We start from the raw sequence: 12,530 nt of genomic DNA, 5'->3' as shown, positions 1-12,530 counted from the left end.
ATGTAATAAGCAAAAAAACTACTCAAAATATGAGTAGTTTTTATATTGTAAATAAAGTAGGGGATTATTTTTTCAAATAACCATCAACTTCGTCTGCATTCATTACTTTTTCTTCGAAAACGTAAGCACCTGATTTAGATGACTTCACCATTTTCACAACTTTAGTCATTTTTTTTGACTGACCGCTTTGTAGGGTTGCTACTACTTTTTTTGCCATGGTAAATTATATTTTATAAATTACTTGATTTCTTTATGAAGAGTATATTTCTTAAGAACAGGATTATACTTTTTAAGCTCTAATCTTTCTGTAGTGTTCTTTTTATTTTTAGTAGAAATGTATCTAGACATTCCTGCCATACCGCTTTCTTTGTGCTCTGTACATTCAAGGATTACTTGAACTCTGTTTCCTTTTTTTGCCATGATTCAATTACTTTTTAATCAATCCGTTTCTTACAGCTCTTTCAAGAGCTTCTTCGATTCCAATCTTGTTAATCACTCTCAATCCATGAGCTGATACTTTCAGTGTTACGTGCTTATCTTGCTCCGGAAGGTAAAACTTCTTCTCCAATAAGTTAATTTCAAAACGACGCTTCGTTTTGTTATTAGCGTGAGAAACGTTGTTACCAACCATTGCACGCTTTCCTGTTATTTGGCAAATTCTTGACATATCTCGATGTTCTTATTTGTATAATATTTGAGGTTGCAAAATAACGAAGAATTTTTTAGATAGGCAAATCTTTTAGAAAATATTTACAAATAACATCTTGATTAATAATATTGAAGATTACCTTATATAACAGCTGATTCCTGACAGAGAGCGGGAACTGATATATTTCATGTAAAAATCATAACATTAGATAAATTTATCACATATCTTTGTTTTTAATTAATCTAAATAAAAATAAAATGAAGAAGGTCTGTGTTTTACTATCTATGTTACCGGTCGGTATAATGGCACAAAATTTTTCTGAAGTACAAACGGATATGAAGAATTTTTATTATTCATCCTGTGATGTGGCGGATATTAATGGAGATGGTTTTCAGGACATAGTCGTTAATGGAGCAATAGACACAGATGGAGATGGTAGTGCGGATACTTCATTCAATGAAATATATAAGAATAACGGTACTACAATGACTTCCTATGCTAATCTGGGAGTAGATGTTACCCATCTGGGAGATATCAAAGTTATTGATTATAATAATGACGGGCTTGCTGATATTATTTCTACTGGCTTAAGTTATATGGATATCGTTAATTACAAACATTACCGGTTCCGCAATACCGGTTCGGGATTTGTTAAGGAAGCTGAGCTTCCCGGTAAGGTATATGGTTCAATGGAAGTTTTCGATTTTAATCATGACGGGCTGCAGGATTATGCTATTAATGGAGCGCAATACATTAGCGGGACAGGTTTCGTTAATAAATTGGATTATTATCAGAATACAGGGAATGGATTTCTTTTGATTCCGGGTTGGATGGAAGGCACACAAAACAGCAGTTTTAAAATGGTGGATTTGAATAATGATCAGTTGCTGGATATGGTAATTTTGGGATATGATATCAATAGTAATCCGCTATTCAGGGTTTATCTCAATAATTCAGGGGTACTTACCCTGTCTCAGACGCTTTTACCTTTAGCAAGCGGAAAGCTTGAATTTGCCGATTTTAATGCAGATGGTTATCAGGATATTGTGGTAGCTGCTCAGGATGAAAATTATGAAGGGTATCTAGGTGTGCTGATGAATGATGGTGCCGGCCATTTTAATCTTCAGCAACTTAACATTCCGGAATTTTCAGAGCCATCCCTGGCAACAGGAGATCTGAATAATGACGGGTATTATGATTTTATACTGTCTGGAAATGATGAAAATAATAATGCCTTGGTTAAAGTGTTTTTATTTAGTCCTGCCGGTCAAACATTTACTGAAAATATAACAACAGGTTTACATACTTTAGGAGGCCCTGGTTTTGTGCATTTACTTGACTATAACAATGATCATCATCTTGATGTTGTATTGTCCGGATTTGATTGGGCAGATCCGGGAATGCCCTCACTAACTAAAATCTTCAAAAATGTTTCTACGGAAGCAAATTTAAAACCTTCGCCTCCTGTAAACCTGAATCTTACCAGAAACGGTAACAAGTTTAATTTCTCATGGAGTGGAGCAGGTGATGATAAGACGCCTGTAAATGCTTTGCGGTACGAAATCAAAGTTGGAAAGACTCCCGGAGCTTATGATGTGGCACGATATGTAGTAACAACGTCCTCATGGTTCTTAGATCTTGACCCATCCATTCAGAATTTATACTGGAGCGTAAGATCAATAGATGCCTCAGGAGTATATTCAGATCCTTCTGCAGAAGGAACCTTGGGAACTCAGGATATTATTAAAGATGATGAGTTTTTAATATATCCCAATCCTGCTTCGGAAAAAGTATTTATTAAAGGAAAGCAAATTACTGATTTTGAAATGTATGCAGTAGACGGAAGAAAGTTGACTGTAAAAAAGAATGCGGATCAGTCTGTAAATCTGTCCGGTTTTCCGAAAGGGATTTATTTTCTGAAAGTAAAAATAAAAGATCAATGGACTGTTAAAAAACTTATCATTAAATAATTGAACGTTTTATTAACCGGGAAAAACCAGGTGTCCAGCTGGTTTTTCTTTTTATTGTTTGTATTTGTTTGTGTCGGATCTTCGATATAATCAATCGAAGAGACGTCTATCAGGGAAGCTCAAAAGCTTCCCTTTTAGTTAATTGAATTTTATTTTTTTTGAAATCTGCTCTGAACTCTTTTAATTAAAAAATAGAAAAGCAAGAAACCTAGTGCAAAAATCGAGATTCTTGATAAAAGGTCCCCGGTCCTTGTATAAAAAGTCTGTTGATCATACAGATTCACTTTCGCAAATAAAGTAGTTTTATCTCCGTAGAAAGTGTCGGCAACAATTTCTCCTCTTGCATCAATGTGTGCTGAAATTCCACTATTGGCTGCGCGGGCAATTTCTCTACGGGTTTCAATGGCTCTTAATTTGGCATAAGACAAAAGTTGCTTATGCCCTTCTGTAACACCCCACCAGGAGTCGTTGGTCATAATGGCTAAAAAGTTAGCCCCTTTTCTCACATAATCCGTAACAAACTCTCCGTAGATACTTTCATAACAAATAATAGGAGCCAGTTTTCCTTTATTGTAAGGGTTTGAAAAGGCTACCCTTTCTTTGTCTGTACCCAATGATGCTACGGTTCCTCCCAGGTTGAGCATAGCATCTCCTAAAATAGGCTTTAAAACATTCATGTAGGGGAATATTTCCACACCGGGAACTAATTTGCCTTTGTGATAGACTTCTACTTTTTGATTGGGAATGACCTGAATGGCTGAATTGTAGCTGGAAACCCACAGCCCCTGATTGATCTGATAAGCTTCTTTAGGAAGATTGTTCTGATTCAGGTAAAAACGATGCGAAGAAATTCCGGTAGCAAAAACAGAACCTTGATGTTTGGAGAGAAAGCCTTTTATGTTATTCAGAAGTACGCTTTTTTCAAAAGCAGTTTCCGAAATAGATCCTCTTCCCGGAAGTGCTGTTTCCGGAGCAATATAATAATCAATCTTACCTTTGGAGTTTCTCTCCGCAAGACCAAGAAGATCATTTTCTATTGTCAGGCTGTCCGTCGAATATTTTTCTGCATATGGATCAAGATCGGGTTGGAGTAATAAAACATTTACCTGGCCTGTCGGTTTTTCATCAAAATTATTATACTTAATTATTGAAATAATCATTGGAATGACGATTATAGCTACGGCAATCGATGTATTTTTGATAAGATCTTTTCTTTTGCGTCCTGCTTCCCAAGTCCTTATGGTATAAAAAATAAAAAGGTTGACGATCAGGATCCAGAAGCTGCCTCCTGTAGCTCCCAGGGTATCATACCACTGGATTAATTTCGGATAATCAGAAAATGCATTGCCGAGATTAAGCCATGGCCATGTAAGTTCCCAGCTCATATGAAATTTCTCAAATCCCATCCAGATAGCGATAAGAAATGCAAATCCCCAGTAGGTTCCCTGTGCATTTTTATACCAATGGTAACATTGGAACATCAGGGAGTATAAAAATGAATTGACAAGAACAGGAAATACAACGGCCATTAATGAATGACTGCCATCCGGGTTTCTTGAACCGTACAGCCATCCTGTTGTCACAATATTCCAGATCACAAAACATAGGTAGGAAAGTCCGAAAACTACCCAGCTTTTTCTGTTAAAGCTTGAAAATTTAGAAACGCCATGTTCCATCATAAGGAGAGGAACAAGAGCAAAGAAAATAAAAAACGGAATCCCGTAAGTTGGCCATGATATGGACAGCAGCATCGCTGAAATGAGCGTAAGTAGAACGTATTTCATTACATTAGATTAACATACAAATTTAATGTTTTTGAAATGAATAAATCTGCAATTGAGGGTAAAGAAATTGCAGAGGCTTATTATTATACCTCGAACACTATTTTTACTGTACCTTATGTAGTGGATTTAGCCGTTTAGTTCTTTAGCGCGATTTTCTGCATTTAGAATCCCTTTCCCGATAGCTTCCTTTAATCCTTTTTCTTCAAAAGTCTTTAGAGCTGCTTCGGTAGTACCTCCTTTCGAGGCAACATCTTTTATTAATTCTTCAAGGCTTTTTTCGGAGTTATTCATCAGATGGTAGGCGCCCAACATGGTTTGTTTAACGAAAAGTTTAGAGAGGTTTTCATCAATTCCCATTTCTACACCGGCCTTAATCATTGCATCAACAATGTAATAAAAATAAGCAGGACCACTTCCGGATAAAGCGGTTACACCGTCCAATAGTTCTTCGTCTTCCAAATAAACCGATCTTCCTGTGCTGTTGAGAAGCCTTTCAATAATAATAAGCTGGCTGAAAGAAATACCTTCCGCGGAGGTATATCCCGTAATGCCCATTCCTAAAAGAGTGGGGGAGTTAGGCATCGCTCTGACCACCATTCGATGGTTTAATAATTTCTGAATCTTCTGTATTTTAATTCCGGCCATAATGGATAAAATCATCTGATTTTCTTTAAGAGTAAATTGAATCTTATCCACCACATTCTGAAAGTCCTGTGGCTTTACAGCGATAATAATAAGATCAGCATCCAGCTCCCTAACTTCATCGAACGTAGAAATTTTTGAATGGGGAAATTCTTCCGATATTTTGGCGAATTTAGATTCGTTTCTTGTAATCAGATGCAGATCTGCAGGTTTTATCAACTCATATTTCAGGAAAGATTTTGAAAATGATAACCCCATATTTCCTGCTCCCAGAATGGCTATTTTCATATTGTGCTTTTTTAATTCTAAACGAAAATATTATTTTTTGTAATTAGTTTTTCTATTTTATATGATATTTACTTCTCTCTCCAGCTCTATTCCAAACTTTTCCTTTACAGAGTTAATGATTAATGTGGAGAAATCATAAATTTCTTTTCCTGTAGCATTTCCTGTAGCGTTAATGATAACAAGCGATTGTAATCGGTGTGAAGCTACGTTTCCTATTTGCTTACCTTTCCATCCGCATTGCTCAATCAGCCATCCTGCGGGAACTTTTACCTGATCTCCATTAGGGTATCCCTGAATATTTTCGAATTTTAGTTTAAGGTCTTCAAACTGGGATTTTGGAATTGTCGGATTTTTAAAAAAACTACCTGCATTTCCGATCAGTTTAGGATCTGGAAGTTTGCTTTGTCTGATATTGATCACAGCATTGGAAACATCCTGTATGGTAGGATTTTTAATGTTTAATTTCTCCAGTTCTCCTGTAATCGCACCATATTCAGTTTTGATGATATGATTTTTCGTTGTCAGCCTGAACGTTACGTCCAGAATCACATACTTTCCTTTTCCTTCTTGTTTGAAAATAGAATCCCTGTAGCCGAACCGGCATTGTTCCAGATCAAATATTTCAACTGCAAGGGTTTCCAGGTTCAGGACAGAGCATTGAACGAAGATGTCTTTTATTTCAGTTCCGTAAGCGCCGATATTCTGCATGGGAGAGGTACCTACATTTCCCGGGATTAAAGATAGATTTTCCAGTCCGCCATAATTATTATTCAGACAGTACATGACAAACCCATGCCAGTTTTCACCAGCATTTGCTGTTACCAGGATATTGTTTTCGTCCTGATTTTTTTCGGTTATTCCTTTCAGATTGAGAAGAATGACAATACCATCGAAATCTTTTGTAAGTAAAACGTTACTTCCGCCGCCCAAAAATAAGAGCGGTAAAGAGTGAGATCTGGAGAATAGGATTGCTTCTTTCAGCTCATCAATGGTTGTTACTTCTGTAAAATATTTTGCTTTCGCTTCAACGCCAAAGGTATTGTAGGGTTTTAGGGAAAAATTATCGTGCATAGGCTTGTTGGTATTCTTTAGGAAGAATCTCTTCTATTCTGTTTTTAAGAGTTTGCAGTTGGGAATAATGAATCGTATCCTGATAAGCATTCACGTAGACATGTGCCTTTTTCGGTGCCCTGATCTGAAAAGTTTCGTCAACTCCATCTACCGATTGGGCGCTGGGAGAGCTTTTAATGCTGTTCAGGGTTCGTATGTCAAGACTTGAAACCAGATGCTTCCATTTGTTAGCATGCATTGAAGAGCTCCAGTACTGGTGTGTCTTTTTTGCTGTGGTGCCTTTTTCTAGGGAAATGGAATCTTTAGTAACTTTTATAATCCTGTAGTCTCCAAGAATGCCACCAATATTTGAAACGCTTATGAAAGTGATTTCATTAGGATTTTGTGGAACAGGAGCTTTTTTCTCCTTTTGGGAGCATGAAAAAAATGTCAGCAATAAAAACATTGAAAATAATATTCTCAAAACTAAATTTCTTACTGCTGACATTGTGTTATTTATAGATTGAACTCTAATTTATATTGTTTTAGTGCTTCTTTTAGAATTTCAACACTTCTTCTTAAATCCTGCTCTTTTAGTACATAAGCAATTCTTACTTGTTTTTTACCCAGTTCAGGATCGCTATAGAAACCACCTGCCGGTGCTACCATGATTGTTTCTTTATTAAGCGAAAACTTTTCCAGCAACCATTGAGCGAATTTCTCAGTGTCATCTACAGGAAGTTGTGCCACACAATAGAAGGCTCCTTTCGGTTTAGGACAGATTACTCCGGGAATAGCATTTAACAGATCCACCAAAACGTTTCTTCTGTGGGTATATTCCTCTCTTACCGCGCGGATATATGCTCCGTCATTGTGGTGTGCAGCTGTAGCTGCAATTTGTCCTAAAAGAACAGGACTTAATCTGGCCTGTGCAAATAGCATTGCTGCATCGTGTATTTTTTTTGAACGCGTAATCATACAGCCGATTCTTACACCACACATGGAATATCTCTTTGATTCTGAGTCTATAATGATGCAGTTTTCACTTAATTCCGGAAAAGAAAGCATAGATACCTGCTGTTTTCCATCATATACATATTCCCTGTATACTTCATCGGAAATTACAACGATATCATATTTTAAAGCAATTTCTGCCAGCTTCTGAAGTTCCTCACGGGTATAAAGGTATCCTGTTGGGTTTCCGGGATTGCAGATAACGATAGCTCTTGTTTTTTCAGTGATCTTTTTCTCGAATTCTTCAATTGGAGGTAAAGCAAAGCCTGTTTCTATAGTCGATGGAACAGCTACAACGTTGACATTGAATGTGCTTGCAAATCCATTGTAATTGGCATAGTAAGGCTCAGGGATAATAACTTCGTCTCCATCGTCACATAATGTGGAAATAGCAAAATTTAATGCTTCAGAACCTCCGTTGGTTACAATGAAATTATCAGGAGTGAGATCCGCAAACCCCAAAGAATGATAATAGTCTGTAAGTGCTTTTCTGTATTCCAGGTTTCCTTCAGAAAGAGCATATTCCAATACTTTTAAATCAATATTTTTTAAAGCATTTAAAGCCGTTTCCGGAGTTTCAATATCCGGTTGTCCGATATTAAGGTGATATACTTTAATTCCTTTCTGCTTTGCTTGAAGAGAAAAAGGAACCAGCTTTCTTACCGGCGATGGCGGCATATGTTGTGCTCTGTTTGATATATTCGGCATTGTTTGAAAAATTTGTATGGCAAAAATAACACTTAATTTTTCAATATTAAAATTATAAGGAACACTATATAATTATATTTCATGCATTAAATTGTTCTTTGAGGTTAAAATCTGTAATCCTCTGATTGTCTTTTCAATATTTATTTAATTTTTAATATTGATGATTGTTTTTAATTTTTATTTTAATTATTGTTGATTATGTATATTATAATATTAAATTATTATATATTGTTTAAATAAAGTTGTTTTGTGTTGATTTTTTTATAAATTTACTGAGCTAATGTTAAATACTATGAAAATAAATCTACTTTTTGGAGCATTAAGTACGTGTGCTCTGTTTTTCGGGTCAGATGTGATGGCTCAAAACTTTCAAACAATGCCTGTACAATCAGGATATACTGCAGATGTTATTGCGAATGGGATAGGTTCATCCATGACGTCTACAACAATGGATGTTGATGGGGTTTCCTTTGCATTTGTGGCAAGGGACTTCCAGCTTACTTCCTCAAGTACCCCTATTAATTATGGAATTCCTGTAAATGGAATTATCAATTCAGTAGTGGGAAGTACACCGGGCCTCAGCTATCAGTTGGGAGATCTAAGTGGAAATAACTCTTTAAGGCTTGCGACCATAGGCCAGTCCGGAACTTTGGTTTTTGGAACTCCCAAGGCGGCTTTTAAACTGTACATGCTTTCAACAAGTGGTAGTGGGACATCTACTGTAAGTGCTACGGTAACCTTTACAGATAATACTACTCAGGTATTTTCAGGCCTTGCCCTTTCGGATTGGTATGGGGGATCGAATTATGCCATCCAGGGAATCGGAAGGATTAACAGGACAAATAACGTATTGGAATCCAGTACGACAAATCCCAGATTATATCAATCTGTACTTACCATTGATGCGGCTAATGTTACTAAACCGATACAAAGCATAACCGTTGCGAAAAGTGCCGGCTCAGGAATTTCGAATATTTTTGCGTTTTCAGCGGATGCTTTCACAGATTGCTCTGCTCCGACGCTTCAGCCTGTAGGAACACTTACTTCAAATTCAGCGCAGGTTTCGTGGACAATTCCTCCGACAACAACAGCAGCAAGTTATGATGTGTATTACAGTACAACAAACACGCCTCCGACAAGTGCTACAACTCCGAATATTACGGGAGTTACCGGAACATCAACCACTATTGGAAGCTTGTCTTCATCAACAACCTATTATTATTGGGTGAGAACGAATTGTACTACGGCAACAAGCCAGAGCGGATGGTCAATTGGTGGTACTTTTACAACTTTATGCGGAGCAATGATACCTCCGTATACAAACACTTTTGATTCTATACCTGGAAATTGCTGGGCAAATAATCTTTCCGGAGGTACCCCTACAACAGGCCCTACGGGATCTACAACATATTGGGTGCAGGATGGATTTTTAAATGTAGGGACCACAGGTTCCATAAGAATCAATCTTTACACAACAAATAGCACAGGATGGCTAAAAACAGTACCATTTGATCTTTCAGCAGGTGGTTACAAAGTAAAATTTGATTACGGAGCAACAACCTATTCAGGAACTGCTTCTTCTCCGATGGGTTCTGATGATATAATACATTTTATGGTCTCCAATGATGGTGGAAGTACTTGGAATATATTGAAGACTTGGGATGTAAACAGCCCGGCTACTAATGTATCGACTAATTATTCTTATGATCTGGTAAGTAACACCAGTGCAAATACAGTCTTTGCCTTTTATGGAACGGACGGAACAGTAGATGATGCTCCGGATTATAATTTCTTTGTTGACAACTTTACGGTGGAATCTGCACAACTAAGCACTTCTGAAGTAAACGCAAACAAAAAAACGGTGAATGTTCATCCGAATCCTTTCAAAGATGTATTGTATATTTCAGATACCAAAGATGTTAAAGCTGTTACGGTTACGGATGTGGCAGGAAGGTTGGTGAAAACGATTGAAAATCCGACGAAAGAAATCAATTTAAGTACATTGAATTCAGGATTGTATTTTGTGAATATTCAATTTAAAGACGGTTCAAAAACAACAGTAAAGGCTATCAAACAATAGATCCTTAATGTAGATTATAAAGAAAGGCAGTTATGAGAATGACTGCCTTTTTTTATTTGATATATAATGATATGAAGTTGTCTTTTAATTTTGTTATTTTGGAAACTGATAAAACTGAACGAATATGCAAATCCATACAACCTCTATAGAAGAGTATATCGCCCGGATTCCTGAAGAAAGGAAAGAGGCTTTTAAAAAACTGTTTGATGCTGTAAACAATAATTTACCCAAAGGCTTTAGTAGCAATACTGGTTATGGAATGGTAGGGTGGGGCGTTCCGTTGGAAACTTATCCCGCCGGATACCATTGTACACCCGGATCACCTCTTCCGTTTATCAGCCTGGCTTCCCAAAAGAATTTTATTGCTCTCTATCATATGGGAATCTACGCAAAGCCGGATCTTCTGGAGTGGTTTGTTGAAGAATTTCCGAAGCATTCAACGAAAAAGCTTGATATGGGGAAATCCTGTATCCGTTTTAAAAAAATGGAGGATATTCCTTTTGAACTAATTGCTGAGCTAAGTAAAAAAATGACCGTCGAAGATTGGATTGAATGTTATGAATCAAATTTTAAAAAATAACCCGGTTTATCCTGTTGTATGCATTGTTCTTTTATTTCTGATATCAGCATGCAAAAGCATTAAAAATGAAGATCTTAAAAATGGGGACTTACTTTTTGTAACGGCAAAAGAGTCCGGTTTGTCGGGAGCGATCAATAATGTAACACAAAAGCAAAAAAATGCTTCTTTTGATCATATCGGTATTCTGAAAAAAGAAGGTAATGCATTTTTTGTATTGCATGCAGCGCCTGAAGGAGGATCTCAAAAACAGTCCCTTAAGAATTTTGTAAAGGATCAGGTGAAGGATCAGCAAAATGTTGTAGTGTACCGGCTAAAAGATAATTATCAATATACCATTCCGTCTGCTATTGCTAAAGCTGAATCAATGATCGGGAAACCGTATAATTTCAATTATATTCTGGATGACAATTCCTATTATTGTTCGGATTTTATTGAAAGAGCATTTAGAGAGTATCATATTTTTAAGCTGGAGCCGATGACATTTATTGATCCTAAGACAGGAAAGACCAACCTGTTCTGGGAAGAATTCTATGAAAAAAAGAAACTTAAAGTACCTGAAGGAGAACCCGGTTGTAATCCTAATGGATTGGCTGCCTCAGATAAATTGGAAAGAATAAAACAGCTGTAAAAATAAGGAGAAGTGAAAAGCTTCTCTTTTTTTATGTTAAAATTGAAAAATATTAGTCTACTAATTTGGTGGACTAATATTTTTTTATATTTTTGCTAAAGATTTAACGCAATAAGAAAATGTGAAATCAAAGTAGTCTAACCAAAAAAGTTGAGTGATGATAACACCAAATCCGAACCTGCAGGTTTTACAAAATAAAATTAACCTGCCAAAAAAAGAATTAATACTGGAAATAGAATTAAATGGCAAAATGAAGTTTGAAAACATTCTGAATGTCATTTATAACCAGTTCGGAATTTGTCACAGGGTGTTATCTGCCAATGTGGAATATATAGAGGGACGTAATTTTGGTTCAGTACAGTTGTACATTAATGCAGATTCAGATGATTGCCGGCAGCTTGAGCATTATCTGAATAAAAATAAACTTTTAAATACCAGTGTGGAGTATACCTGCAGGAAGTATTTTTAGGGGAGATTCATATAGTTTTAATTACGAAAGTGTTCCGGTTTACCGGGCACTTTTTTTTATGGTAAACAGTATCTGAAAAAATAGTACTTTTAACTACAATAAATTAAAAATCTATGACCATACTAATTATCATTGTCGCTGTAATTGTTTTGTTTCTTTTATATGGAGTTTCTATTTATAATCGTTTGGTGAAACTGAGGAACCTGGTTCAGGAAGGGTGGAGCAGTATTGATGTTATGCTTAAAAAACGGCATGATCTTATTCCGAACCTTGTAGAAACGGTGAAAGGATATGCAACCCACGAGCGTGAAACTTTAGATAGTGTTACAAGAGCGAGGTCTCAGGCTATAGGAGCTAATTCTGTTGAAGCTAAGGAAGCAGCTGAAAAAAATCTGAACCAAGCCATGATGAATCTTTTTGCCGTAGCTGAACAGTATCCTGATCTGAAAGCCAATACCAATTTTCAGCAGCTGCAATCGGAGCTTACTTCTATAGAGAATGATATTGAAAAATCAAGAAGGTATTACAACGGAACGGTTCGTGAGAATAACACGCTGGTAGAATCTTTTCCAAGCAATATCATTGCTAATATGTATAAATTTGAAAAATCTGCCTTCTTTGAATTACAAAATATAGCTGAAAGAGAAGTTCCATCTGTGAAATTTTAA

The 12,530-nt window shown here is 36.4% G+C and carries 14 protein-coding genes; 6 read left to right on the top strand and 8 right to left on the bottom strand.

Annotation, left to right across the window (positions count from 1 at the left end):
• Positions 1–64 precede the first annotated feature (64 nt).
• From AC0INN_RS16160 to rpmB, 3 genes are read right to left on the bottom strand one after another with little or no spacing between them, the layout of a single operon-like run.
• A complete protein-coding gene (locus AC0INN_RS16160) occupies positions 65–217 on the bottom strand; it encodes a DUF4295 domain-containing protein (protein WP_002976755.1) in 153 nt (50 codons plus the stop codon).
• A gap of 20 nt (positions 218–237) precedes the next feature.
• Positions 238–420: a 50S ribosomal protein L33 gene (gene rpmG / locus AC0INN_RS16155; protein ID WP_034683820.1), complete on the bottom strand. Its 183-nt coding sequence runs from the start codon at positions 418–420 to the stop codon at positions 238–240.
• 7 nt (positions 421–427) lie between these two features.
• On the bottom strand, positions 428–667 hold the full coding sequence (gene rpmB / locus AC0INN_RS16150) for a 50S ribosomal protein L28 (RefSeq protein ID WP_007841810.1): 240 nt from the start codon (positions 665–667) through the stop codon (positions 428–430).
• A gap of 239 nt (positions 668–906) precedes the next feature.
• Between rpmB and AC0INN_RS16145 the strand changes: the two genes are divergently transcribed.
• Positions 907–2,619, top strand: a complete 1,713-nt coding sequence (locus tag AC0INN_RS16145) for a T9SS type A sorting domain-containing protein (protein WP_306614068.1) — start codon at positions 907–909, stop codon at positions 2,617–2,619.
• A gap of 149 nt (positions 2,620–2,768) precedes the next feature.
• Here the strand turns inward: AC0INN_RS16145 and lnt are convergent, their stop codons facing one another.
• The 5 genes from lnt to AC0INN_RS16120 form a co-directional block, all read right to left on the bottom strand.
• Positions 2,769–4,403 carry an apolipoprotein N-acyltransferase gene (gene lnt / locus AC0INN_RS16140; RefSeq protein ID WP_306614066.1) on the bottom strand — a complete coding sequence of 545 codons (1,635 nt, stop codon included), beginning with the start codon at positions 4,401–4,403 and terminating at the stop codon, positions 2,769–2,771.
• Positions 4,404–4,529: 126 nt separating this feature from the next.
• Positions 4,530–5,333, bottom strand: a complete 804-nt coding sequence (proC, locus tag AC0INN_RS16135; protein WP_306614064.1) for a pyrroline-5-carboxylate reductase — start codon at positions 5,331–5,333, stop codon at positions 4,530–4,532.
• 57 nt (positions 5,334–5,390) lie between these two features.
• Positions 5,391–6,404, bottom strand: a complete 1,014-nt coding sequence (gene murB / locus AC0INN_RS16130; protein ID WP_306614062.1) for a UDP-N-acetylmuramate dehydrogenase — start codon at positions 6,402–6,404, stop codon at positions 5,391–5,393.
• Positions 6,394–6,891, bottom strand: a complete 498-nt coding sequence (locus AC0INN_RS16125; RefSeq protein WP_306614060.1) for a hypothetical protein — start codon at positions 6,889–6,891, stop codon at positions 6,394–6,396. The genes murB and AC0INN_RS16125 overlap by 11 nt, the downstream gene beginning before the upstream one ends.
• 8 nt (positions 6,892–6,899) lie before the next feature.
• Positions 6,900–8,105 (bottom strand): pyridoxal phosphate-dependent aminotransferase, encoded by a 1,206-nt coding sequence (locus tag AC0INN_RS16120; protein WP_172280270.1) that lies wholly within the window; start codon positions 8,103–8,105, stop codon positions 6,900–6,902.
• A 292-nt stretch (positions 8,106–8,397) separates the two neighbouring features.
• Here AC0INN_RS16120 and AC0INN_RS16115 point away from each other — a divergent pair, with 292 nt between their 5' ends.
• The 5 genes from AC0INN_RS16115 to AC0INN_RS16095 all read left to right on the top strand — a co-directional run bounded on the left by AC0INN_RS16115 (position 8,398) and on the right by AC0INN_RS16095 (position 12,530).
• Positions 8,398–10,185, top strand: coding sequence for a T9SS type A sorting domain-containing protein (locus AC0INN_RS16115; RefSeq protein WP_306614058.1), 1,788 nt, complete (start codon positions 8,398–8,400; stop codon positions 10,183–10,185).
• Positions 10,186–10,309: 124 nt separating this feature from the next.
• Entirely contained in the window at positions 10,310–10,765 is a 456-nt protein-coding gene (locus tag AC0INN_RS16110; protein WP_273649274.1) for a DUF1801 domain-containing protein, read from the top strand.
• Positions 10,743–11,393: a YiiX/YebB-like N1pC/P60 family cysteine hydrolase gene (locus tag AC0INN_RS16105; RefSeq protein WP_306614055.1), complete on the top strand. Its 651-nt coding sequence runs from the start codon at positions 10,743–10,745 to the stop codon at positions 11,391–11,393. Before AC0INN_RS16110 ends, AC0INN_RS16105 begins: the two co-directional genes overlap by 23 nt.
• A 157-nt stretch (positions 11,394–11,550) precedes the next feature.
• Positions 11,551–11,862: an NIL domain-containing protein gene (locus tag AC0INN_RS16100; protein ID WP_172280263.1), complete on the top strand. Its 312-nt coding sequence runs from the start codon at positions 11,551–11,553 to the stop codon at positions 11,860–11,862.
• Between the two features lie 113 nt (positions 11,863–11,975).
• Positions 11,976–12,530, top strand: a complete 555-nt coding sequence (locus AC0INN_RS16095; protein WP_172280261.1) for a LemA family protein — start codon at positions 11,976–11,978, stop codon at positions 12,528–12,530.

Source organism: Chryseobacterium subflavum (assembly GCF_055762745.1).
The sequence above is the reverse complement of the archived record's forward strand: the minus strand, read 5'-3'. Positions and strand labels throughout refer to the sequence as shown.